Origin of the sequence: Corallococcus sp. EGB (assembly GCF_019968905.1) — a bacterium.
Classification (GTDB): domain Bacteria; phylum Myxococcota; class Myxococcia; order Myxococcales; family Myxococcaceae; genus Corallococcus.
This window is the reverse complement of the sequence record NZ_CP079946.1, coordinates 4,636,845-4,658,116: the sequence shown is the minus strand read 5'-3', so window position 1 is coordinate 4,658,116 and position 21,272 is coordinate 4,636,845. Positions and strand designations below refer to the sequence as shown.

Genomic DNA, 21,272 nt, shown 5'->3' with positions numbered 1-21,272 from the left:
GGAGATCCGCCCCGTGGACCCGACTTCCAGCGCCGCCCCCCTCCCCATCCGCGTGTTCGTCGTGGAGGATCAGACCAAGATCCTGAAGAACCAGCTGCGCCTCTTCGAAGGCCACCCGGACATCGACATCGTGGGCACCGCGCTGTCGGGCGAGGCCGCGCTGGCGGAGGTCGAGCGCGAGCAGCCGGACGTGCTGCTCCTGGACCTGGGGCTGCCGCGCATGAGCGGCATCGACGTCACGCGCGAGGTGAAGGCGCGCTTCCCGAAGGTGGAGATCCTGATCTTCACCATCTTCGACGAGGAGGACAAAGTCCTGGAGGCGGTGAAGGCGGGCGCGTCCGGCTACCTGCTCAAGGGCGCCACGGTGGACAAGATCGTGGAGGCCATCAAGGAGGTGCGCGCGGGCGGCACGGTCATCCAGCCGAACCTCGCGCGGCGCCTCTTGCGCCACTTCCGCGTGGAGCCGGACACCGCGCCCGTGCCTACGGAGCCGCTGGCCGTGGCCCCGTCCGCCGCGGAGCCCGTGGCCCCGCCGCCCCCCGCGCCCTCGGGGGAGGAGGCGTCCTCGCAGGAGCCGCTGCTCAAGCCGCTGTCGGACCGCGAGCGGGAGATCCTCCAGCTCATCGCCAAGGGCGTGTCCAACAGCGAGGCGGCCCGGCTGCTGTCGCTGTCGAAGGCGACCATCCGCACGCACCTGGAGCACATCTACCGGAAGCTCGAGGTGACGAACCGCGTGGAGGCCGTCACCGAGGGCATCCGAAAGGGCCTCATCTCCGTCTAGTAGACGGCCCCTGATGGGTCGCGCCGGTTCTTTTCACGGACGACGCGGTGCGTGGCCTCTACAGTGGGGAGTCTTCGTTCCCCACTGACAGGAGCCCCACCATGGACGTCCGCGCCGCCGTCGCCTTCGAGGCCGGCAAGCCCCTGAGCATCGAAACCGTGCACCTGGAAGGCCCCAAGGCGGGCGAGGTGCTCATCGAGCTGAAGGCCACCGGCCTGTGCCACACCGACGAGTTCACCCGCTCCGGCGCGGACCCGGAGGGGCTGTTCCCCGCCATCTTCGGCCACGAGGGCGCGGGCATCGTCGTGGACGTGGGCCCTGGGGTCACCAGCGTGAAGAAGGGCGACCACGTCATCCCGCTCTACACGCCGGAGTGCCGCGGCTGTAAGTCGTGCCTGTCCCAGAAGACGAACCTGTGCACGGCCATCCGCGCCACGCAGGGCAAGGGCCTGATGCCGGATGGCACCAGCCGCTTCCGCCTGGGCAAGCAGATGATCCACCACTACATGGGCTGCTCCACGTTCGCGAACTACACGGTGCTGCCGGAGATCGCCGTGGCGAAGATCCGCGAGGACGCCCCCTTCGACAAGGTCTGCTACATCGGCTGCGGCGTCACCACGGGCGTGGGCGCCGTCGTCTACACCGCGAAGGTGGAGGCCGGCGCGAAGGTCGTCGTCTTCGGCCTGGGCGGCATCGGCCTCAACGTCGTGCAGGCCGCGCGCATGGTCGGCGCGGACATGATCGTCGGCGTGGACCTGAACCCCGCGCGCAAGGAGATCGCGGAGAAGTTCGGGATGACGCACTTCGTGAACCCGAAGGAGGTGGAAGGCGACCTCGTGCCCTACCTGGTGAACCTCACCGGCGGCGGCGCGGACTACTCCTTTGAGTGCATCGGCAACGTGAAGACGATGCGCCAGGCCCTGGAGTGCTGCCACCGCGGCTGGGGCGAGAGCATCATCATCGGCGTGGCCGGCGCGGGTCAGGAGATCAGCACCCGGCCGTTCCAGCTCGTCACGGGCCGCGTGTGGAAGGGCAGCGCGTTCGGCGGCGCCCGCGGCCGCACGGACGTGCCGAAGATCGTGGACTGGTACATGGACGGGAAGATCCAGGTCGACCCGCTCATCACCCACACGCTGAAGCTGGAGGAGATCAACCACGGCTTCGACCTGATGCACGAGGGGAAGTCCATCCGCAGCGTGGTGAAGTACGCATGAGCGCCGGGGCTCCCACGCTCGTCAGCGAGCACGCGTGCTTCGGGGGGACCCAGTCCTTCTGGAAGCACCCGTCCGAGGCCTGCGGCGGTGAGATGCGCTTCAGCGTCTTCACCCCGCCCCAGGCGAAGCACGGCAAGGTGCCCGTCCTGTACTACCTGGCGGGCCTCACCTGCACGGAGGAGACCTTCCCTACCAAGGGCGGCGCGCAGCGCGTGGCGGCCGAACTGGGGCTGATGCTCGTGGCCCCGGACACCAGCCCCCGTGGCGCGGGCATCCCGGGCGAGGACGCGGACTGGGACTTCGGCACCGGCGCGGGCTTCTACCTGGACGCCACCCAGGAGCCGTGGAGGGCGCGCTACCGCATGGGCACGTACATCACGAAGGAGCTGCCCGGCATCATCGGGGCGCACTTTCCCTCGCGCATGGACCGCGAGGGCATCTTCGGGCACTCCATGGGCGGGCACGGCGCGCTGGTCATCGCGCTGCGCAACCCGGGCCGGTACAGGTCCGTGTCCGCGTTCGCGCCCATCGGGGCTCCCATCCGCAGCCCCTGGGGCAAGAAGGCCTTTGGCGGCTACCTGGGGCCGGAGGAGCAGACGTGGCGTGAGTACGACGCCACGGAGCTCTTGAAGGCCGGCCGGCGCGTGCCGGCGCTGCTCGTGGACCAGGGGACGAAGGACAAGTTCCTGCCGGATCAGCTGCACCCGCACTTCCTCAAGGAAGCCTGCGAGGCGGCGGGCCAGCCCCTCACCCTGCGGATGCAGGAGGGCTACGACCACGGCTACTACTTCATCTCCACGTTCATGGAAGACCACCTGCGCCACCATGGCGCGGCGCTGAACGCGGGCTGACCGGCGGCCCGGGCGCTCATGCCCCCTCAATCCCCTTCCCTCCCCGGCCCGAAACGTGGGAGGCGTGGGGCATGAGCGCCTCCTTCAAGTCCCTGGGCCTGTCCCCCGAAACGCTGGGCGCCGTGAAGCGCGCCCGCTTCGGTGCCCCCACGCCCATCCAGGCGCAGGCCATTCCGCCCGCGCTCGCGGGCCGCGACGTCATCGGCTGCGCGGCCACCGGCACCGGCAAGACGGCTGCCTACCTGCTCCCCATGGTCGAACGCTTCGCGGGCGAGCGCGGCACACGGGGCCTCGTCCTCGCCCCCACGCGGGAGCTGGCGCAGCAGGTGGCGGAGCAGGCCCGCTTCTTCGGCGAGCCCCTGGGCGTCATGCCCACGCTCATCGTCGGCGGCGAGGACATGAACGCGCAGGTGGAGGCACTGAAGCAGCGCCCCACCCTCATCATCGCCACGCCGGGCCGGCTCGTGGACCTGCTGGGCGTGAAGGCCGTCAACCTGTCGCGCATCCAGACCCTGGTGCTGGATGAGGCGGACCGGATGCTCGACATGGGCTTCCTGCCTCAAATCAACCAGGTGCTCCACGCGCTGCCCCGCGAGCGCCAGACGCTGCTGTTCTCCGCCACCCTGGGCGCGGACGTGACGCGCTTCGGACAGCGCGCCCTGCACAAGCCCGTGCGCGTGGAGGTCACCCCCAGCGGCACGCCCGCGCCCCGCGCGGAGCAGCACCTCTACATCGTGAAGCCCGAGGAGAAGTGGCCCCTGCTCCTCACGCTGCTCTCCCAGGACCAGGCCAGCGCGCTCGTGTTCGTGCGCACCCAGCAGCGCGCGGACAAGATGAAGGAATTGCTCTCCGCCGCGGGCCACAAGGCCGCCGCCCTGCACGCGGGCCGCACGCAGGCGCAGCGGCGTCAGGCATTGGAGGGCTTCCGCCGGGGGCAGTACCGCTGCCTCGTGGCCACCGACCTCGCGGCGCGCGGGCTGGACGTGGATGACATTGGCCACGTCATCAGCCTGGACGTGCCGCACGGGCCGGAGGACTACGTGCACCGCATCGGCCGCACGGCTCGCGCGGCGGCCAGCGGACGGGCGTCGCTGTTCGCGTTGGAGATGGAGCGGCGCACGCTCCAGGACATCGAGCGCATCATCCGCCAGGAGCTCCCGCGCACGGAGGTGCCGCGCACGGACCCCATCTTCAAGCGGGAGCTGGAGACATTCCTGGCGAAGCAGCGCGACCCGGGGCCGCCCCAGGCCGACCATGGCCGGTCCTCCCGGCCTCAGGGGGCCGCGCCCGGGCGGCATGCCCGGACGCATGGCAAGGGCCGCCCGAAGGGGCCCGCCAGCGGTCAGTGATCGTGGTCGTCGCCGGGGCCGTGCACGTGGCCGTGCTCGAGTTCCTCGGGCGTGGCGGCGCGCACTTCCTTGATGGTGACGTCGAAGTGCAGCTCCTTGCCGGCGAACGGGTGGTTGAAGTCCACCAGCACCGTGTCCTTGCGGACCTCCTTCACCAGGAAGTCGACCTCGTCGCCCTCCGGATCCGTGGCGCTCAGGATGCCGCCGGCCTTGATCTCCAGGTCGTCGGGGAACTCGGAACGGGGGACCTCCTCGACGCCCTCGGGGTCGTAGTCGCCGTAGCCGTCCGCCGCGGAGACGACGGTCTTCAGGGACTCGCCCGCGGACTTGCCCTCCAGGGCCTTCTCCAGGCCGGGGACGATCTCCTCGTAGCCGTGCAGGTAGACGAGCGGATCGCCTGCCTCGCTCTCGTCCACGATCTTCCCGTCACCGAGGTGCAGTTTGTAGTCAATGGCGACAACGCTGTCCTTGCCGATTTTCATGGGGCCCTCATAGCGCATTCAGTCATGTCGCGGTGGAAGGATGATGCTCACCGTTACCGCGTGCACAGGGACGTCCTACCAACGCATCCTCAGCTCGAAGCGCCCGTGACCGTCGTCGGACTCCAGCACCGCGCTGGGGCTGGCGGCTCCGGACTGGCGCAGCGCCTCTTCGCAACACCCCGCCGCGGCCTCCGCCGGGAAGGGATAGCCCTGGAACGTCACCCGCCAGTCCCGGGGCGAAAGCTCCGTGGAGGTGATCTCCACCGGCTCCATCACCGAGCGGAAGCTCAGCGCCACCCGCTTCATCGCGCGGTCCGGGCCCGCGACCTTCAGGGCCACGTTCACCACCTTGCCCACCAGCGTCTCGAAATAGCCGCGCACCAGGTCCCGCCCCATCTGCCGCAGGGCCTCCTCCCGGGGCCGGCCGGCGTAGGCGGCCTGGAGCACCAGGTTCTGGCAGCGCAGGAAGACCGACGCCGGATAGGAGGCCCGGGGCCGGTCCGGGTCGTACCCCGCCGCGGCCATGCGCTCGCGCAAGGCGTTGTCCAACCGCACGCAGCGCAGGAGCGATTCGAACAGCGTCGACTGGATGACGACCTCGGCCGGGGACATGGACGCTCTTATTGGGGAAACGCGTTGAAACCGGGAAGACGCGCGACACTATCCTTTCGGGTCCGGGATGCGAGCCTCCTGGCGACATCACGTTCAGGACTCGTGGTTTCAAGGCCTTGGAGCGCTCGGGGAGGCAATCGCCCGCCCCTGGAAACGATTTCCGGGCAGGGCCGTCCGTGAACCAGACGATGGATGGCTTCACGGACGAAGCACTCATGGACCAGTTCTGTCAGGGAGAGCCGCTGGCGTTCGAGGCGCTGTTCGCCCGGCATGCCGGACGTGTGCACGGCTTCCTTGCCCGCATGGTGAGGGACGGGCCGCTGGCGGAGGACCTGCTGCAGACGACCTTCCTGTCCGTCATCCGAGCCCGGGGCCGCTACGAGCGGGGCACGCGCTTCACCCCCTGGCTGCTCACCATCGCGGCGAACGCGGCCCGGGACGCGCTGCGGCATCAGCAGCACGTGGACGCGCACGCGCACGCGCCGCCGGACGGCCCCACGTCCGCGCCCGCGCCGGATGGTGACCCGGCCATGCGCCGGCGCATCGAGGACGCGCTCCAGCAATTGCCCGTGGAGCAGCGCGAGGCGGTGGTGCTGAGCAAGCTGGAGGGGTGGTCCTTCGAGGAGATCGCCGAGATGCGCGGCATCCGCGCGGGCGCGGCCCGGCTGCGGGCGCACCGGGGTTACGAGAAGCTGCGCGAGCTCCTGGGCGGCCTGGAGGAGATGGCATGAGCCCTCCGTCCAACCCGTGGGGGCCGCCCCGACTGGATCCGAAGGCGATGGAGCGCGCGCTGGCAGCATCGCGCGCGGAGCTGGCGCTGAAGCAGCCGGTGCGGCGCTGGCGTTCGCAGGCGCTGGGGCTGTTCGCGGCGTCGGCGGGCCTGGCGCTCGCGGTGATGGGCGTCCTGCTGGCGCTGGGGCGCACCACGGGCGCGATGCTGATGGGCCGCGCGCCCCTGCTGGCGATGCTCCTGTCCACGAGCGCGGTGTGCGCCTGGGGGGCGATTGCGCCTCGACGGCGCGGGCTGCGTCAGGTGGGCGTGGGCATGGCGATGGTGGCCGCCATGCTGCTGGTGCTGATGCGGGCAGCCCCGAGGGAGCCCTCCTCGCTTCCAGAGTGGGTGTGCACGGTGAGCCATCTGGCATTGGCGCTGGTGCCCCTGGTGGTGGCGCTGGTGGGGCTGCGGTCGGCGGCGTTCGACCCGCTGCGCGCGGCGGTGGCGGGGTTGTCGGTGGGGACGGTGGGGGCGTTCGTGGGCGAGCTGGCGTGTGAGCAGGGCCCCGGACACGTGGCCACGTATCACCTGGGGGCGTGGGCACTCGTGGTGCTCACGACCTGGGCGCTGTCCAAACGCATCCAACCCCGGACCTACGCACCATGATGCACGACCCCTCGCTCATCTTGACGGAAGACGTGGACGGCGCACCGGTGCGCATGGGCACGGCGGTGATGATCGTCCGCACCGAGCCGGACGACGCCGTGTCGGAGCGCTTCCTGGGCCGCGTGGGCGTCGTCGTGGCGCTGGTGTTCGACGATCCGCCCCGGCAGTACCCGGGCGACCCGCTCATCCAGGTGCGCGTGGACGGCGTGGGCGAAGACCTGTTCTTCGCCCGGGAGCTCGTCGCGGCGCCCCAGGGTCACTTCGTCGCGTTCGGGTCGTCGAGCTCCGGGTAGTGGCGGAAGATGCCCTGCTTGTTGAAGGGCTGCGCGCGGGGGGACTTCTTGTACGCGGCGATGCGGGGGCGCTCCGCGATGCGCTGGCGCAGGGCCATCACGCCAGGGACCTCAGGGGCGATGCGGCGCATGGCATTGGGAAAGGCATACAGCAGGCCTTCCACCAACTGGTACAGCGCCAGCTCCGGATAGGAGAAGTCGCGCCCCAGGAGGTACTTGCCACCGCCCTGCGTGTTCGCCTTCAAGACGCGCTCGAAGTAGCCCAGGAACTTCGGGATGCGCTGGGTGTGGAAGTCCTCGGCGCGGTGCTTCGCGGCGTCCTTCTGCTCGTCGTAGTACTTCATCACGGCGAGCGGGTGATGCGTGTCATGCGCTTCCGCGACCGCGTCCGCGACGGTGAGCTGGAATTGACGGGCGTGGAGGCGCGATGCCTCGTCCGCGGGGACCAGGCCGAAGCGCTCCCCCAGGTACGAACAGATGTTCGCGGCCTGGGAGAAGACGACGTCGCCCACCTTGAGCACGGGCGGGGCGTACGCGGGCACGGGGCCCTTGCCGATCATGGCGGATACGGCCTTGGCTCCGCCGCCCTGGGATTCGGGCTGGAGGCCCACGTCCACCCAGTCCACGCCCGCCTCCTCCAGCACCAGTCGCACGAACTCGCCGCGGCCGGGGATGCCGGGCCAGTAGTACAGCTCGAACTTCGCGTCGCTCATCGCCGTCACCTCGCGTGATGGGAACCGGCGCGCATCCTGTGCTCGCGGGATGCGCAATCCGGAAACCCATCCGCGGGGAGGATTCACTCCCCCACAGTTCAGTGCGTGCCGCTGGTGAACTTCAGACCAATGATTGCGACGATCATCAACGTCAGGAAGAACAGGCGCGCGGGCGTGGCGGGCTCATGGAAGAGCACCATGCCCGCGATCGCCGCGCCGGCCGCGCCGATGCCCACCCAGACCGCATAGGCCGTACCGATGGGCAGCTGCTTCACCGCGAGGGACAGCAGGCCCATGCTCGCGATGATGGCCGAAGCCGTGAGCACACTGGGCAGCGGCCGGGTGAAGCCCTGGGTGTACTTGAGGCCCAGCGTCCAGGCGACTTCCAGCAGGCCAGCGATGATGAGGAGGATCCACGACGACGACATGGCGCACGACTCCCGTGAAGGCGTCGTCTTGTCGTGACCGGGTACGGCGCACCTCGTCCGGGCTCGGAGGCCCCACACCGGGGACTCCACACGCGAGGCGCAAGCTAATCGGGATGGGCGCTTCCCGCCACTGCTCTCATCGCAGCCAGCGCCCGCCTACGGGATTGCAGACTATCCCAGATTCGCTTATTGAACGAGTTTAAGCAGAAATTCAGGAAAGGACGTTCAATGCAAGCCAAGCATTTCGCCGTGGTCGCAGGCGTGTCGCTGTTCGCGTTCGGGCTGGTCGCGGAGGCGGCGGAGATCTTCCGCAACACCGGAACGCTCACCGGCTGGAACGCCATCAACCGGGAGCACAACGGGTCCGTGAACGAGGTGACCAACGTCACCTACGAGGGCCCCACCGCCATCAAGGTCACGCAGATCTACGACCCGAACTACACGGGCCGGTACCACTCCGAAGTCGTGAAGAACAACGTGTACCGCCGGGGCGACACGGGCTTCTATGGCTTCGCGTTCCGCCTGCAGCAGGACTGGCAGTTCCAACCCCAGTCCTACAACATCGCGCAGTTCATCGCGGACTTCTCCGACACCGGCTGCGACGACTACATGCCGTCCACCATGGTGTGGCTGTCCGGCAACCAGCTGATGACCCGCGTGAAGCAGGGCACGGTCTGCGCCCAGAAGACCGTCACCTTCCCCAACCTGGCCACCGTCAGCGCCGGGGAATGGCACAAGGTCATCCTCCAGGTGAAGTGGGCCAGCGACAGCACCGGCTACATCAAGCTCTGGTTCGACGGCGTGAAGGTCCTGGAGCAGTTCAACCTGGCGACCACCGTCGCTGACGACCGTTCCTTCCAGTTCCGCGTGGGCCTCTACGCCAACGGCTGGCACGACAGCGGTTACATGCAGGGCTCCCAGCCCAACCGCAGCATCTGGTTCGACGAAATCGCCGCCGGCACGACGTTCGCCGACGCCGACCCTGCGCAGTGGTAGTCCCGGTGGGCGCGGCGAGGTCCTCCCCCCGCCGCGCCGCCAACTTCACGGCAGCTGCGTCTGGAACGCGCTCCAGCGCGTGTGGATCCACTGCCGCAGGTACTCCACCTCTTCCGCGTGCGTCTTGAAGTCCTGGCGCAGGTGCCAGTCCGGGAAGTTGCCGTATCCCTCCTCGTCCGGCTTCGCGAAGTCGCGGTACTGCTGCCCCCACTGCGCCTCGTCGCGCTGCGCGTTGGGCCCCAGATCCTTCACGTAGCCGTCGATCAGCGCCTGCACCGCGGCCTCGCTCAGCTCGTTCTTCAGGGCCTGGCGGTAGCGCTCCCGCATGGGGCCCGCGATGCCGGGCTCCGCCAGCATCTTCTTGAACAGCACGTTGTCGGACGCATACGTGGGCCGCGCCGTGGGGCTGGTGCGCGTGGTGTCGAAGTTCTGTCCGAAGCTCGCGTCCAGGTCCCACGGGATGTAGCGCCAGGGTCCGCCCGCCTTCGGGTCATACGCGTGATAGGCGTTCTTCCCCTGCGAGTCATTGCCCTGGATGAGCGTATTGAAGATCCACCAGTCCTCATAGTCCCGCGCCTTCAGCTTCGTGCCGAACTGCTGGCGGAAGGTGTCCGCGTTGGAGTCCGCCGCCCACGCGACAAAGGCATCCAGTGTGTCGAAGGCATGGGGCTGGTTCTCCTCGGGCGTGCCCTCGGCCTTCTCGAAGCCGACGTGGAGGTGCTCCTTCGGCTGTCCATTGCTCTTCAGGCGGGAGAAGTTGGCGCCCGCGTCCACGGCCTTGAACAGGTCCGAGTCCTTGTCGATGCCGTTCTCCTCCATCAGCCGCTTGTCGATGTGCTCCGCCGCCGTGTAGAGGCCGCGGTACTTGTTGTTCGCGTACACCACCACGCTGAAGGTGCGGATGCGCGCGGCGTCCGGGGACAGCCGGTGCCACAGGTCGAACGCCAGCCGCGAACGCATGTAGGAGTTGTCATTGAACGTGGAGATGAGCACCACGCGCTTGCGGTCCTTGAAGCCGTCACCGAAGACGGGCTCGGAGAACGGGTCGGCGTCCGCGAACTTGAGCGTCAGGCTGCGCTTGGGGAACACACTGGAGGTGGCGCCCCGGTACTTCGCCTCGATGGTGTAGCGGTGGCCCCGGTACACCACCGCCGCGGGCCGATAATCACCCGCCGTCAGGCCCACGTCCGGATTGAAGAACAGGTGCACCACGGGCAGCCCGTACTCCTCCGTGTAGGCCACGGGGTCGACGATGTCGACCTTGCCCGGCGCGTTGTCGTTGTTGGCCACGCCCACCTTGAGCGTGCCCGTCTCGCCGGTGGTGCGCTCCTCCAGCGTGAGCATCCACACCGCGCCCTGACTGAGGGATGGCGTCCAGCGCAGCGTGGCGGTGGACGCGTCGAACGTGGCGCCTGGCGGCAGGTTCCTCACCCCGAAGCGCAGCCCGGGCTCCGCGAGCCCCGTCGCGCACTTCACCTGCGCGGTGAAGGCCTCCCCCTCCAGCACCCAGCGCGTGCCGCCCGCCGTGGGCGCGCAGGCCTGCGGCGCCGTCCCCGCGTCCGGTGAACCCGCGTCCGGCGTCCCGGAGCCCGCGTCGGACGGCCCGTCCGTCCCCGCATCCGGGGAAGGCTGCGCGCCTCCATCCACCGGGCCCGCGTCGGAGCTCGCACCCGAAGGCGCTTCGGGCATGGGGGCCTCGGAGTGCTCCCCGCTGCCACACGCCACCAGGGCAAGGCACGCCAGCCCCGTCAGTCCCCGCGTCCACCCTCTGCTTGCTCGCACCGAGAATCATCCTCCTTGGCCCACGGCCGCAGCAGACCGTGGAGGCAAGGGGTAGGCATCGCACCGGGGTCCCGACACCCGTGCTCCGGGGAGGTGTCCCACGCCCGACAACGCCAATGTCAGTACGTCGCGATCAGCCCCACGTGGAGGCTGGAGTACGTCTCCTCGGCCACACCGCCGTTGTTCCACCCGGTGCGCGTGCCGGCTCCGGAGAAGGTGTCGCGGAAGTGCGCCAGCCTCCAGGCCACGTCGTAGCCGAACGGCCCCCAGATGTCCCCGGTGACGCCCAGCTCCGCGGTCCAGCCGAAGCTGGACACGGACGTGCCGTAGTCGGTGACCTCCTGCGCGCGCCGGCCCCCGTCCGCGTCCGGCGAGTGCCCCGGCTTGGGCGAGAACAGGAGCCCTCCCGACGCGTCCAGGCGCACGGAGCTGAACAGCGGCACGGTCAGGTCCAGCGCCACGGACGGGAACACGCGGTGCGTGCCGGTCAATGGGTTGTCCGTGGACTCCTCCACGTCGAACGCGCGCGTCTGGATGCCCGCGCGCGCGCCCACGTAGCCCTGCTGCGGCCGCGTCGTGCCGAAGCGGAAGTAGTACCGGTACATCGCCTGCGCGGTGAAGGCCGTGTCGGTGGCGGACACCTCGCGCACCGGCGTCTTGCCCCCATCCCCGGTGAGCGTCACATCGGAGCTGGAGAAGCCCCGCTGCACGCCCAGCTTGAGCCCCAGCCCGCGCAACACCGACTGGGGCTCGCGCGCCAGGGGCAGCACCTCCGCCTCCAGCGCCAGCCCGAGGTACGGATAGGACGAGGAGAAGTCCACCGTGTCCCCGAGCTGATCCTCCTCCGGCAACCGGTCGTACGCGCCACAGCTGTCCACGCCGGGCCGCGCGCAGTAGCGGCGCCACGTCGCGGTGAGGGACAGGTTGAGCCGCACCCAGGTGGGCGCGCCCACCTCCAGCGCCGTCTTCCCATGCGCATCGCGCGACGGCGCGGCGCCCAGCCGCAGCGACAGCCATGCGGGGGACTCCCGCGTGCCGTGGAAGGCCGACGGCGTCAGGGCGTCGGAGGCCGCCGCGGCCGGAGCCGCCAGGGCTCCAGCGAGGGCCAGCGTCCACAACAGGCCCGAGGGGACCCTCGCGCTTCGGGTGGTCGTCATGCGCGGGTCAGGTTCACCCAGCGCCGGGGCGAAGTCCAGACTCGGAGATCAGGCGTTCATCACGTGACCCACGCTCGCCGTGGAGGACACTGGCGCGGGCTGTGGAGTGAGCGAAGGCGAGGGCTCCTGGGCCCCCACGGGAGCCGGCTGCGGCTCCTGCGCACGACCCAGGAAGTCACGCCGGTAGATGCGCACCATGGCCATGAAGATGGAAGCGATGAGCGGCCCCACCAGCAGGCCCATCATCCCGAACACCGCCAGCCCGCCGAACATGGACAGGAAGACGAGCAGCGGGTGCAGCGCCATGCGCGAGCCGCACAGCCGCGGGCGGATGACGTTGTCGATGGTGCCCACCAGGAACGTGCCCCACGCGAGCAGGAACACGCCCTCGCTCCACCGGCTCCCCGCGATGAGCGCCACGCCAATGGGCCCCCACACCAGCGCGGTGCCGCCCACCGGCACCAGCGCCACCAGCACCATGGCCGCGCCCCACACCCCGGCGTGCGGCACGCCCGCGATGAGCAGCCCCACGAAGCCCACCGCTCCCTGCACCAGCGCGGTGACGGTGTTGCCGTAGATGATGGCGTACGCGACGTCCGTGAACTCGTGGGAGAAGGCGTCGAAGTAGCGGCGCTCCAGCGGGATGAGCCGCGCCACCTCCCCCACCAGGCGACGGCCGTCCAGGAAGAAGTAGTACATGGCCACCGTCATCAGGAACATGTTGACGACCAGCTCCGTGCCGGCCCCCACCAGGTCCGCGAGCAGCCCCGCGCCGCCTGACACCGCCGTCATCAGCAGGCGCTCCGTCTCCGAGCTCTCCGGATCGAAGCGCACGTAGCGGGCGATGCCCCGGGGCAGGCTGTTGAGGAAGTGGTGACGCAGGTCCACCTGATCCAACAGGTCCTGCGCCTGGCCCACGAACTGGAGCACCTCGCGGACCACCATCCAGCCCACCAGCGCCAGCGGAGCCAGGATGAGCAGGAACACCGCGAGGGTGGACAGTCCCGCCGTCAAGGACTTGCGGCCCTGGAGCCGCCGGTCCAAGGAGTCCTGGATGGGCATGAACAGGACGACCAGGAAGCCGCCCAGCAGCACCGGCATCAGGAACGGCAGCAAGATGCGTGAAAAAAGAATCAGCGCGAGCGCGAACAGCCCCGCGAAGATGAAATTGGACCACCGCTTCGAGTCGCCCACCGTCACCGCCCCACCCCGTCCCCAGACCTGCTGCACGCAACGTAGGAACGGCATTTCCCGCCCGGAAGCCCGTCCCTCCCTCACCCAAGAGCCATCCATGACTTCTGGACGTTTCGCTCCCCTGTCGGCCGTCGCCACGGTCGTGCTGTCCGGCACCTTCCTGATGCTCGCTCCCGCCGCCTGTCATGGAGGAGGGCCCCTGGACTGCGGGGACACCTGCGCGCCCGTGGAGGGCACCTACCCGCTCTTCTTCCAGGACGACGCGGGCGTGCCCCCCGAGTGCGCGAACCTGGACGTGCAGCTCATAGCCGACGGCGAGCGGCTGTCCATCCAGCGCGCCGACGGCGGCGGCGTCCTCACGGGCACACTGACGGGGGTGGAGCTGACGGGCCGGGTGCACGCGTCCGGCGCGGTGGTCCTGAACGGCGGGCCGCTGCCCAGCAGCGACGGCGGGGTGAACACCTTCTTCAGCGTCAACGCGATCTTCACCGCGGGCCCCGACGACGGCGGAAGCCTGTCCGGGACCTTCAGCGGTGACTTCTCGCGCAACCAGGGCAGCAGCACCCTGGGATGCATCGTGACGCGCCAATTCACGGCGACCCGGCAGTGAAGCCAGGGCCGCCGGGAGCGGCGCCAGGGGCGGAAGAACTACTTCTTCTTGCCTTCGGCGGCGGCGGCCTTGGCGGCTTCCTTCTGCTTCTTGATCCGCTTCTTCCAGTGCTGGCGGATCTTCATCTGCACGCGGCGGTGCTTGCTCTTGCTGTTGGCCATGTGGGTGGCTCCTGGTCTCCGGAATGGAGCAAAGGGGGGCTTACCTATCAGAAGCCTACGGGCTCCCGGAAGAGGAACCCTCGGGGTCCTCCGGGGCAGGCGCCGCGGGCTCTTCCGGCGCGGGCCCTGGCGCCCCGTCCGGCGGGGGCTCATTGGGGGCCGGACGGGTCGGGAAGGGAATGCCCTCCGCGCTGCGCACCTGGGTGGGCAGGGCGCTGCCCAGCGTCACGTCGCCCTCGCGGTCCTCGTCGCTGGGGCGCTCCCTGGAGGCCGGCACGCTCGTCTGGTGGGGGCGCTTCTTCACCGAGGCGAAGATGGGGCGGCAGGCGTCCACGAAGCGGCGCACCTCGTCCAGGGGCAGCGCCGGGGAGTAGTTGTCGTTCACCCCCGTCATGGGCTCCGCCATGCACATGGCGTTGAGGATGGCCTCCTCCGTGCACTCCATCACCGCCTCGTAGAGAGGGTCCAGGCGCTGATCCAGGAGGATCTTCATCTTGTAGACCATCTTCTGGGTGCGCCTGGGGATGATGTTCGCGGTGGAGAAGCCCACCACGATTTCGCCGGAGCCGTGCGCCGCGTAGCTGCCCACCCGGCCGATGCCCAGGCCCACGCGCTTGCAGAGGCGGTTGATCTGATGGCTCAAGAGGGGCGCGTCCGTGGCGACCACGGCGATGATGGAGCCATAGGACTTGCCGCGGTGGGGGGTGTTCTTGAACTTCTCCACCAGCACCTCGCCCACCGGCAGGCCGCCCACGCGCAGGTTGTGCATCTTCCCGAAGTTGGACATGACGAGCACGCCCAGCGTGTAGCCGCCCAGCACCTCCGGCAGCTTGCGCGACGACGTGCCGATGCCGCCCTTGAAGTCGCACGTCACCATGCCGGTGCCGCCGCCGACGTTGCCCTCCTGCACCGGGCCGGACTTCGCGTTGTTGATGGCGGCGAAGACGTGCTCCTGGCGCACGTGGCGGCCGGAGATGTCGTTGAGCCACGAGTCGTCGCACTCGCCCACCACGGGGATGATGACGTCGTGCTCGTCGCCGATGCCCGGGTAGCGCTGGACGAGGTAGTTGGCCACGCCGTCGGACACGGCGCCCACGGCCATGGTGTTGGTGAGGAGGATGGGCGTTTCGATGAGGCCCCACTCCATGAGCTGCGTCATGCCGGAGACCTCGCCCGCGCCGTTGAGCACGAAGCCGCCTCCGCTCATGCGTTCCATGAAGATGTTGCCCAGGTTGGGCAGGATGGCCGTGACGCCCGTGCGCACCGGACCGAAGCCGGGCCGTAAGGGCCCGGAGCCTTCGATGATCGTGGTGTGCCCCACCAGCACGCCTTCCACGTCGGTGATGGCGTTGTACTTCCCCGGCTTGAAGCGCCCCAGCGGCAGCCCCAGCTCCCGCGCCCGGACCCTCGGCCCACTCTCTTCCGGTATCCGCACCATGGCGGCGACCGTACCCGACAATCCCCGACCGTCAACCCCGGTTCCCTACCAACTGTCACACGGGCTCAGCCGCGCGGCGGCACCTTGAGTCCCTCCACGAGCAGCCGCGTCTGCACGCGGGCGAGCGCCTCCGCGGCCTCCACGCCCCGGAGCGACTCGTCCAGTTGCCGGTCCACGAACAGCGAGGCGAGCCCGTGCACGAGTGACCACGCGGTGAGCGTGAGGGGCCGCGACTCCCCCGCGCGCAGGAGGCCCGCCGCCTGTCCGGCCTCGATGGTGTCCACCAGCAGCCTGAAGGCGTCCGCCTCCCCCTCCACCATCTGCGGCGGTGAGCGCGGCCGGGTGAAGTGCGGCCCGAACATCACCCGGAAGTGCGGCGGGTGGCGCACGGCGAACAGCACGTAGGCCACGCCCGCCTCGTGCAGCCGCTCCAGGGGACTGGCGTGGGGGGCCATGCGCTCGCGCATCTCGCGGGCCATGGCGCGGAAGCCCTCGTGCGCCACCGCCTCCAAGAGCGCCTCCTTGTCCGCGAAGTGCCGGTAGGGCGCCGCGTGGGTGACACCGGCCCGCCGGGCCACCTCCCGCAGCGTCAGCGCGCTGAAGCCCTCCTCGGCGATGAGCCCCACCGCCGCGTCCACCAGCGCCTGCCGCAGGTCCCCGTGGTGGTAGCGCTCCCGGTCGGCCGGGGCCTCCTCCTGCTTCCGCTTGCCCTTCGTCGCCACCGTCCGTGCCTTTCCCTCAAGTGTCCAGCACCGCACGCGGAACCTACCCTTCCGCCGCGCGAAGTTGCCAGCGTCAACATCAATGTTGACACTGGAAACATGAGATGTTTACAGTGTCTATAAGATGGGCGGCGCGGGGGGCTCCCGCGCCGTGACGCCGCACACGGAGAGGAAGCCGTCATGACGACCGCGATGAAGCAGACGATGTCCACCTCCGCGCCGGGCTGGCTGCGGGCCTTCCGCGCGCTTCCCCGCCAGCACGGGTTCGAGCGGCTGCGAGTGGAGGGCCAGGTGCCGGAAGGGCTGCGGGGCTCGCTGTACCGGGTGGGGCCGTGGACGTTCGACGTGCACGGCCGCCAGTACCAGCACTGGTTCGACGGGGACGGCGGGATGCTGGGCGTGCGCTTCGGCGCGGACGGGATGACGGGCGCGTCGCGGCTGTTGGACACGCCCACCATGGTGGCGGAGCGCGAGGCGTCCTCGCAGCGCTACGGCGGGTACGGCACGCCCACGCCGCTGCTGCACAAGCTGCGCAACGTGCGCAAGAACTCCGCGAACACGTCCGTGATGGCGTGGAACGGCAAGCTCTACGCCCTCTTCGAAGGCAGCGTGCCGGTGGAGGTGTCGCAGGACGACCTGTCCACGCTGGGCGAGACGGACTTCGACGGCACGGTGGTGGAGACGTTCTCCGCGCACCCGCACCGCGTGCCGTCGCGCAAGGCGTCCTACAACTTCGGCATCAGCTACGGCCGGGAGACGCTGGCGAACCTCTATGCGCTTCCGGACGGCGGCAAGGCGCAGCGGCTGGGCGCGGTGACGCTGCCGGGCGCGACGATGGTGCATGACTTCATCGCCACGGACCGCTACCTCGTCTTCTTCCTGTCACCGCTGCGCCTCAACCTCTTCCGCATGCTGCTGCGCGTGGGCTCGTTCTCGGAGAACCTGCGGTGGCGGCCGGAGGCGGGCGCGGAGGTGCTGGTGGTGCCCATCGACGACGTGGCGCACCCGATTCGCATCGCCACGGAGGCCTTCTACATGTGGCACTTCGGCAACGCGTACGAGCAGGGCGACACGCTGGTGGTGGACTACGTGCGCTACCCCGACTTCACGACGAACCAGTGGCTGGGAGAGTTGGTGCACGGCCCCACGTCCCTGGACGCGAAGGGCATGCTGCACCGGGCGGTGGTGGACCTGAAGGCACGCACCTTCCGCACCGAGCAGCGGCTGGACGCAAGCTGCGAGTTCCCCCGCGTGGCCCCCGGCGTCGTGAACCGCGCGAACCAGACGGTCTACGTGGGCACGCACCGCAGCGACGAGGCCCGGCGCGGCCTCTTCGACGGCGTGGCGCGCGTGGAGATGGCCACGGGCCGCATGACGACAGCAGAGCTGGGGGAAGGCACCTACCCCTCCGAGCCCGTCTTCGTCCCCCGCCCCGGCGCCAGCGCCGAGGACGACGGCTGGGTGCTCACGCAGGTGTTCGACGTGAAGACGGACACGTCCCATATCGCCGTGCTGGACGCGCGCCGGATGGAGGACGGGCCGGTGGCGCGCTGCCACTTCGACCACGCGCTGCCGCCCACGTTCCATGGCGGCTTCGCGCCCGCAAAATGAAAAAGGGACGGCGCCTTTCGGGCACCGTCCCCTTCCCCGCCGGAGCGTCAGCGGTGGCTCAGGACTTGAGCTCCGGACGAGGCGGAGGCGTCGGCTCCTGGGGAGCGGCCGTCGCGGCGGCGGTGGCGGCGGCCTGGGCGGTCTGCTCCTCAATCCGCTGCACGACCTTGTTGAGGGGCGGCGCGTGGGCCCCGGCCGGGTTCTCCGTCTGGGCCCGGCGCGCCTCGCGCTCCTTGTAGCGACGGATGGCGGGCGCCATGATCTCGCCAATCAGCGTCCGGTAGTCCATGCCCGCGCCCTGGGCGATGAGCACCAGGTCGCTCCAGCCGGGCGTGAGGCCGGGCAGCGGGTTGCACTCGATGAAGTAGATGCGCCCCTTGTCATCCATGCGGAAGTCGATGCGCGCCACGTCGCGGCACCCCAGCGCCATGAACGAGTTGCGCGCCGCCGTGCGCAGCTTCTCCAGGAGCGCCGGTTCAATCTTCGCGGGCGCGTCGTAGCGGATGCGGTCCGTCCAATCCAGCTTGTGCTGGAAGCTGTAGACGGGGTTCTTCTCCGCCTTGTCCAGGAAGACGATCTCCATGGGCGGCAGCACGCGCGGACGCCGCTCGCCGAGCAGGCCCACCGTGAACTCGCGCCCGCCGATGTACTCCTCAATCAGCGCGGGCTGCTGGTACTTGCCGGCGATCTCCCGCACCACGTCGCGCAGCTCCGCCTCGGAGTTGCAAACGCTCTTGGTGACGACGCCCTTGGAGCTGCCCTCCGCCACCGGCTTCACGATGAGCGGGAAGCTGGTGAACTCCTTGTTGAGGCGCTCCTTGCCCGTGACCATCAGCTGGAAGTTGGGCGTGAGGATGCCCGCCTGACGGACGATCTTCTTCGCCAGCGCCTTGTCCAACGCGATGGACAGCGTCGCCGGATCCGAGCCCGTGTACGGGATGTCCAGGAGCTCCAGCATCGCGGGCACCTGGCTCTCGCGGTTGCGGCCCTTGAAGCCCTCCGCGATGTTGAAGACGATGTCCAACGGCGTGCTGGAGAGCACCGTGGGCAGCTCCGCCGTGGCCTCCAGGTCGATGACCTCGTGGCCCCACGACGCAATCGCCTCGCGGATGGCCTGGAGGGTGTTGGGCGAGTCGTACTCGGCCTCGCTGTCCTCCTGAACGATCTCCGCCGTGGCGCTGGGCTTCACGCGCTTCACGTTGAAGCTGAAGCCCACGCGCAGCGGGCCGGTCTTGCGCGCGGGCTTGCCCTGGCGGCTCTTGGAGTCGCGGATCTTGTGGCGCTTGCCCGCGCTCTGGATGATGGAGTTGATGACGCCATCCAGGTGCAGCCCTTCCAGCTCCGCCGCGGCGTAGATGCCCGCGCCCGGCTCCAGGCTGGGCAGCGCGTTGATCTCCAGGAAGTACGGCACGCCCGCGTCGGACACGCGGAAGTCCAGCCGGCCCAGGTCGCGGCAGTCCAGCACCTGGAGGATCTTCTGCGCCGTCTTGCGGATGTCCTCGGACATCTTCGCCGGGATGTTCGCCGGCGCGCGCACGGACACGGACTTCTCCCGGCGCGTCTTCAGCTCGTAGTCGTAGATGGCGTACTTGCGGCCCTGGGACACCTCCGGGTCGATGACGTACTCCACCGGCGCGAGCACGCCGTCGTAGTCGTTGTCCACCGCGGCCAGGAACGGCACCGTGAGGTCGCGCCCGCTGATGTACTCCTCCACCAGCACGCCCGCCGGGTACTTCTCCAGCGCCTTCGCCACCTTCTCCTTCACCTGCTCCAGCGTCTCCGCGATGGAGTCCTGGGTGATGCCCTTGGAGGAGCCCTCGAAGTTGGGCTTCACGATGACGGGGAAGCGCAGGTTCTCCGGCTGCAGCTCGTTGAGCTTCTCCACGTACTGCCAGCCCGGCGTGCGGATGCCGTGCTTGGAGAGGATCATCTTGGTGAGCTGCTTGTCCAAGGTGAGCGCCAGCGCGTACGCGTCCGAGCCCGTGTACGCGAAGCCCAGCTCGTCGAAGAGCGCAGGGTAGAAGGCCTCACGGAAGCGGCCGCGGCGGCCCTCCGCCGTGTTGAAGATGAGGTCCGGGCTGTACGCCTCCAGGCGCGCGACGGTGCGCGACGCGGGGCCGCTCACCTCGAAGCGCTCCAGGCGGTGGCCCAGCCGCTCGATGGCTCCCGCCAGCGTGTTCACCGTCTCCTGCGTGTCGAACTCCGCCTCTTCTTCCGAGTCCGACAGCCGCAGGTTGTAGGTCAGCGCGATGCGCATGGCTTGCCCCGTCTCACTTTCCTGAATGCCTTTCCGCGGCGCACCTTGGCCGCGGACATCAACCGGCCGGGTGCGCGCGTCGCGGCCACCGGCGTGCGGGCTGCAACCGTCGCGTCCGCCACAACCTTCCCGTCCACCACCTGCGTCTGCGCCCAGGTGTCCCCCAGGCGCAGGCCCAGCGGGTCGCGCAGCACGCGCCACGCCTCCACGCCGCCAATCACCACGAAGCCCGCCAGGGCGGCCACCACGCCGTGCGGCGCGGGCATCATCCCCAGCAGCACCACCAGCGCGAGCGGCGCGTTGCGAAGCGTGCTGTCGCGGTGCCGCGCCGCGGAGCGCGTGGGCAGGTGCATCACCTTCACGCCGAAGATGCGCTTGCCCACGCTCTGCCCCTGGAGCATCCCGTCCGCGAGCAAGAGGAACAGCAGCGCCACCACCGCGCCCGCGGCTCCGCACACCACGTACAGGCCCCAGGCCACCGCGCAGTCCACCACGCGCGCGCCCAGGCGCAAAAGCAGCGATGCCTTCGGGTACGGGGAGTCCGGCTCCACGTCCTCCTGCACCAGCCGCAGCACGCGACCCGTGGTCCGCCCTTCAGCCATGAGGCTGCGTTCGGGGGAGGTGCTCACTCCTCGGGCTCCAGCGTGAGCCCCTCTTCGGTGGGCTCCGGTTCATCCAGCCCCGCCAGCTTCGCCAGCCGCTCGTGCGCGGACAGCGGGTGGACGAAGGGCACCACCGTCTGCGCGTGCTCTCCCGCGGCTTCCGCCGCGAGCCGGGCCGTGGGGCTTCCGCCCTCCGACATGCGCAAGAGCCGCTGCCGCGCGTCGTCCTCGTCGTGCCGGGCGGCCTCGCCCTCCCGGGTGAAGAAGACGAACGCCATGGCCGGACGCTTGGAGGACTCGCGCATCGCGAACTGGACGCCGTCCAGGTTCCAGCCCTTGCCCGTCCACTCGTTCAAGGTGCGCTCCAGCGCGCCCTCGTCCACCGTGGACAGCTCCACCACTTTGTACTGCAACGGCCCTGGCTCACGGATGACGGGGGCCTGTCCCTTCCCGGGGCGCTGGTTCCGTCCGGAGCGCGGCGCCGGGCCCTTGCGGGTCGTCCGGGCCTTCCGAGCCTGGGAGTCCGACGTGGCGCCACGTCGTGGCGGAGGCTTCTCGGTTCTGCGTCCGGGCCGCTTCTTCTGGGTGGGCATCGTGTGGGGACCATTTGGGCGCAAGCGGCGGAAGCGATCAAGCCT

Annotated in this window: 23 protein-coding genes and 1 riboswitch; of the genes, 10 read left to right on the top strand and 13 right to left on the bottom strand. The window is 69.7% G+C overall.

The genetic code is table 11. The annotated features are described in order from the left end of the window. Window positions 1-13: 13 nt before the first annotated feature. The 4 genes from KYK13_RS19495 to KYK13_RS19480 all read left to right on the top strand — a co-directional run bounded on the left by KYK13_RS19495 (window position 14) and on the right by KYK13_RS19480 (window position 4,195). On the top strand, window positions 14-781 hold the full coding sequence (locus KYK13_RS19495) for a response regulator transcription factor (RefSeq protein WP_223646352.1): 768 nt from the start codon (window positions 14-16) through the stop codon (window positions 779-781). A gap of 101 nt (window positions 782-882) precedes the next feature. Next, window positions 883-1,995, top strand: coding sequence for an S-(hydroxymethyl)glutathione dehydrogenase/class III alcohol dehydrogenase (locus KYK13_RS19490; RefSeq protein ID WP_223646350.1), 1,113 nt, complete (start codon window positions 883-885; stop codon window positions 1,993-1,995). Continuing rightward, window positions 1,992-2,846 carry an S-formylglutathione hydrolase gene (gene fghA / locus KYK13_RS19485; protein ID WP_223646348.1) on the top strand — a complete coding sequence of 285 codons (855 nt, stop codon included), beginning with the start codon at window positions 1,992-1,994 and terminating at the stop codon, window positions 2,844-2,846. The genes KYK13_RS19490 and fghA overlap by 4 nt, the downstream gene beginning before the upstream one ends. A 71-nt stretch (window positions 2,847-2,917) precedes the next feature. Further along, window positions 2,918-4,195, top strand: a complete 1,278-nt coding sequence (locus KYK13_RS19480; protein WP_223646346.1) for a DEAD/DEAH box helicase — start codon at window positions 2,918-2,920, stop codon at window positions 4,193-4,195. On the opposite strand, the gene KYK13_RS19475 is transcribed toward KYK13_RS19480, so the two are convergent. Both KYK13_RS19475 and KYK13_RS19470 read right to left on the bottom strand, forming a co-directional pair. Beyond that, on the bottom strand, window positions 4,189-4,677 hold the full coding sequence (locus tag KYK13_RS19475; RefSeq protein ID WP_223646344.1) for a peptidylprolyl isomerase: 489 nt from the start codon (window positions 4,675-4,677) through the stop codon (window positions 4,189-4,191). The genes KYK13_RS19480 and KYK13_RS19475 overlap by 7 nt on opposite strands. A 75-nt stretch (window positions 4,678-4,752) precedes the next feature. Next, window positions 4,753-5,289 carry a DUF2378 family protein gene (locus KYK13_RS19470; RefSeq protein ID WP_223646343.1) on the bottom strand — a complete coding sequence of 179 codons (537 nt, stop codon included), beginning with the start codon at window positions 5,287-5,289 and terminating at the stop codon, window positions 4,753-4,755. 215 nt (window positions 5,290-5,504) lie between these two features. Between KYK13_RS19470 and KYK13_RS19465 the strand changes: the two genes are divergently transcribed. Genes KYK13_RS19465 through KYK13_RS19455 form a run of 3 tightly spaced genes read left to right on the top strand, consistent with a single transcriptional unit; the run spans window position 5,505 to window position 6,963 of the window. Further along, a complete protein-coding gene (locus KYK13_RS19465) occupies window positions 5,505-6,020 on the top strand; it encodes an RNA polymerase sigma factor (protein WP_370645429.1) in 516 nt (171 codons plus the stop codon). Next, a complete protein-coding gene (locus KYK13_RS19460; protein WP_223646342.1) occupies window positions 6,017-6,670 on the top strand; it encodes an NrsF family protein in 654 nt (217 codons plus the stop codon). The genes KYK13_RS19465 and KYK13_RS19460 overlap by 4 nt, the downstream gene beginning before the upstream one ends. Beyond that, window positions 6,667-6,963: a Carotenogenesis protein CarS gene (locus tag KYK13_RS19455; RefSeq protein ID WP_223646341.1), complete on the top strand. Its 297-nt coding sequence runs from the start codon at window positions 6,667-6,669 to the stop codon at window positions 6,961-6,963. Before KYK13_RS19460 ends, KYK13_RS19455 begins: the two co-directional genes overlap by 4 nt. Here the strand turns inward: KYK13_RS19455 and KYK13_RS19450 are convergent. Together KYK13_RS19450 and sugE are read right to left on the bottom strand one after the other, a co-directional pair. Next, a complete protein-coding gene (locus KYK13_RS19450; RefSeq protein WP_223646340.1) occupies window positions 6,927-7,676 on the bottom strand; it encodes a glutathione S-transferase in 750 nt (249 codons plus the stop codon). The two genes, KYK13_RS19455 and KYK13_RS19450, sit on opposite strands and share 37 nt — an antisense overlap. A 98-nt stretch (window positions 7,677-7,774) precedes the next feature. Beyond that, on the bottom strand, window positions 7,775-8,104 hold the full coding sequence (sugE, locus tag KYK13_RS19445) for a quaternary ammonium compound efflux SMR transporter SugE (RefSeq protein WP_223646339.1): 330 nt from the start codon (window positions 8,102-8,104) through the stop codon (window positions 7,775-7,777). Window positions 8,105-8,121: 17 nt separating this feature from the next. Beyond that, window positions 8,122-8,191: riboswitch (guanidine-III (ykkC-III) riboswitch) on the bottom strand. Between the two features lie 141 nt (window positions 8,192-8,332). Here sugE and KYK13_RS19440 point away from each other — a divergent pair. Then, window positions 8,333-9,100, top strand: a complete 768-nt coding sequence (locus KYK13_RS19440) for a polysaccharide lyase (RefSeq protein ID WP_223646336.1) — start codon at window positions 8,333-8,335, stop codon at window positions 9,098-9,100. Between the two features lie 45 nt (window positions 9,101-9,145). Here KYK13_RS19440 and KYK13_RS19435 read toward each other — a convergent pair whose 3' ends face one another. The 3 genes from KYK13_RS19435 to KYK13_RS19425 all read right to left on the bottom strand — a co-directional run bounded on the left by KYK13_RS19435 (window position 9,146) and on the right by KYK13_RS19425 (window position 13,233). Further along, complete coding sequence (locus KYK13_RS19435) at window positions 9,146-10,789, bottom strand: CotH kinase family protein (protein WP_370645427.1); 1,644 nt, start codon at window positions 10,787-10,789, stop codon at window positions 9,146-9,148. A 212-nt stretch (window positions 10,790-11,001) separates the two neighbouring features. Then, window positions 11,002-12,039 carry a hypothetical protein gene (locus KYK13_RS19430; protein WP_223646331.1) on the bottom strand — a complete coding sequence of 346 codons (1,038 nt, stop codon included), beginning with the start codon at window positions 12,037-12,039 and terminating at the stop codon, window positions 11,002-11,004. A 48-nt stretch (window positions 12,040-12,087) separates the two neighbouring features. Next, window positions 12,088-13,233 (bottom strand): AI-2E family transporter, encoded by a 1,146-nt coding sequence (locus tag KYK13_RS19425; protein WP_223646667.1) that lies wholly within the window; start codon window positions 13,231-13,233, stop codon window positions 12,088-12,090. Between the two features lie 97 nt (window positions 13,234-13,330). Between KYK13_RS19425 and KYK13_RS19420 the strand changes: the two genes are divergently transcribed. Continuing rightward, entirely contained in the window at window positions 13,331-13,843 is a 513-nt protein-coding gene (locus KYK13_RS19420; RefSeq protein ID WP_223646328.1) for a hypothetical protein, read from the top strand. A gap of 38 nt (window positions 13,844-13,881) precedes the next feature. Here the strand turns inward: KYK13_RS19420 and KYK13_RS19415 are convergent, their stop codons facing one another. The 3 genes from KYK13_RS19415 to KYK13_RS19405 all read right to left on the bottom strand — a co-directional run bounded on the left by KYK13_RS19415 (window position 13,882) and on the right by KYK13_RS19405 (window position 16,164). Further along, window positions 13,882-14,004, bottom strand: a complete 123-nt coding sequence (locus tag KYK13_RS19415; protein WP_014396669.1) for a hypothetical protein — start codon at window positions 14,002-14,004, stop codon at window positions 13,882-13,884. Window positions 14,005-14,059: 55 nt separating this feature from the next. Beyond that, window positions 14,060-15,442 (bottom strand): P1 family peptidase, encoded by a 1,383-nt coding sequence (locus KYK13_RS19410; RefSeq protein ID WP_223646665.1) that lies wholly within the window; start codon window positions 15,440-15,442, stop codon window positions 14,060-14,062. 65 nt (window positions 15,443-15,507) lie between these two features. Next, window positions 15,508-16,164, bottom strand: a complete 657-nt coding sequence (locus tag KYK13_RS19405) for a TetR/AcrR family transcriptional regulator (RefSeq protein WP_223646326.1) — start codon at window positions 16,162-16,164, stop codon at window positions 15,508-15,510. Between the two features lie 180 nt (window positions 16,165-16,344). On the opposite strand from KYK13_RS19405, the gene KYK13_RS19400 reads away from it, so the two are divergent. After that, the gene (locus KYK13_RS19400; protein ID WP_223646324.1) at window positions 16,345-17,775 is read left to right on the top strand and encodes a carotenoid oxygenase family protein; all 1,431 of its coding nucleotides are present in this window, start codon (window positions 16,345-16,347) and stop codon (window positions 17,773-17,775) included. Between the two features lie 58 nt (window positions 17,776-17,833). Here the strand turns inward: KYK13_RS19400 and KYK13_RS19395 are convergent, their stop codons facing one another. From KYK13_RS19395 to KYK13_RS19385, 3 genes are read right to left on the bottom strand one after another with little or no spacing between them, the layout of a single operon-like run. Next, entirely contained in the window at window positions 17,834-20,032 is a 2,199-nt protein-coding gene (locus KYK13_RS19395) for an ATP-grasp domain-containing protein (protein WP_223646322.1), read from the bottom strand. Continuing rightward, entirely contained in the window at window positions 20,017-20,634 is a 618-nt protein-coding gene (locus tag KYK13_RS19390) for an RDD family protein (RefSeq protein ID WP_223646663.1), read from the bottom strand. Before KYK13_RS19390 ends, KYK13_RS19395 begins: the two co-directional genes overlap by 16 nt. Before the next feature lie 23 nt (window positions 20,635-20,657). Further along, window positions 20,658-21,047: a hypothetical protein gene (locus tag KYK13_RS19385; protein ID WP_223646320.1), complete on the bottom strand. Its 390-nt coding sequence runs from the start codon at window positions 21,045-21,047 to the stop codon at window positions 20,658-20,660. Window positions 21,048-21,272 lie beyond the last annotated feature (225 nt).

Coding starts and splice junctions, on each gene's coding strand:
- sugE (WP_223646339.1), bottom strand. CDS start 8,104: ATGTCGTCGTCGTGGATCCTCCTCATCATCGCTGGCCTGCTGGAAGTC.
- KYK13_RS19390 (WP_223646663.1), bottom strand. CDS start 20,634: ATGGCTGAAGGGCGGACCACGGGTCGCGTGCTGCGGCTGGTGCAGGAG.
- KYK13_RS19400 (WP_223646324.1), top strand. CDS start 16,345: ATGACGACCGCGATGAAGCAGACGATGTCCACCTCCGCGCCGGGCTGG.
- KYK13_RS19420 (WP_223646328.1), top strand. CDS start 13,331: ATGACTTCTGGACGTTTCGCTCCCCTGTCGGCCGTCGCCACGGTCGTG.
- KYK13_RS19450 (WP_223646340.1), bottom strand. CDS start 7,676: ATGAGCGACGCGAAGTTCGAGCTGTACTACTGGCCCGGCATCCCCGGC.
- fghA (WP_223646348.1), top strand. CDS start 1,992: ATGAGCGCCGGGGCTCCCACGCTCGTCAGCGAGCACGCGTGCTTCGGG.
- KYK13_RS19465 (WP_370645429.1), top strand. CDS start 5,505: ATGGACCAGTTCTGTCAGGGAGAGCCGCTGGCGTTCGAGGCGCTGTTC.
- KYK13_RS19455 (WP_223646341.1), top strand. CDS start 6,667: ATGATGCACGACCCCTCGCTCATCTTGACGGAAGACGTGGACGGCGCA.
- KYK13_RS19490 (WP_223646350.1), top strand. CDS start 883: ATGGACGTCCGCGCCGCCGTCGCCTTCGAGGCCGGCAAGCCCCTGAGC.
- KYK13_RS19440 (WP_223646336.1), top strand. CDS start 8,333: ATGCAAGCCAAGCATTTCGCCGTGGTCGCAGGCGTGTCGCTGTTCGCG.
- KYK13_RS19395 (WP_223646322.1), bottom strand. CDS start 20,032: ATGCGCATCGCGCTGACCTACAACCTGCGGCTGTCGGACTCGGAAGAA.
- KYK13_RS19410 (WP_223646665.1), bottom strand. CDS start 15,442: ATGGTGCGGATACCGGAAGAGAGTGGGCCGAGGGTCCGGGCGCGGGAG.
- KYK13_RS19480 (WP_223646346.1), top strand. CDS start 2,918: ATGAGCGCCTCCTTCAAGTCCCTGGGCCTGTCCCCCGAAACGCTGGGC.
- KYK13_RS19435 (WP_370645427.1), bottom strand. CDS start 10,789: ATGCCCGAAGCGCCTTCGGGTGCGAGCTCCGACGCGGGCCCGGTGGAT.
- KYK13_RS19460 (WP_223646342.1), top strand. CDS start 6,017: ATGAGCCCTCCGTCCAACCCGTGGGGGCCGCCCCGACTGGATCCGAAG.
- KYK13_RS19470 (WP_223646343.1), bottom strand. CDS start 5,289: ATGTCCCCGGCCGAGGTCGTCATCCAGTCGACGCTGTTCGAATCGCTC.
- KYK13_RS19430 (WP_223646331.1), bottom strand. CDS start 12,039: ATGACGACCACCCGAAGCGCGAGGGTCCCCTCGGGCCTGTTGTGGACG.
- KYK13_RS19415 (WP_014396669.1), bottom strand. CDS start 14,004: ATGGCCAACAGCAAGAGCAAGCACCGCCGCGTGCAGATGAAGATCCGC.
- KYK13_RS19475 (WP_223646344.1), bottom strand. CDS start 4,677: ATGAAAATCGGCAAGGACAGCGTTGTCGCCATTGACTACAAACTGCAC.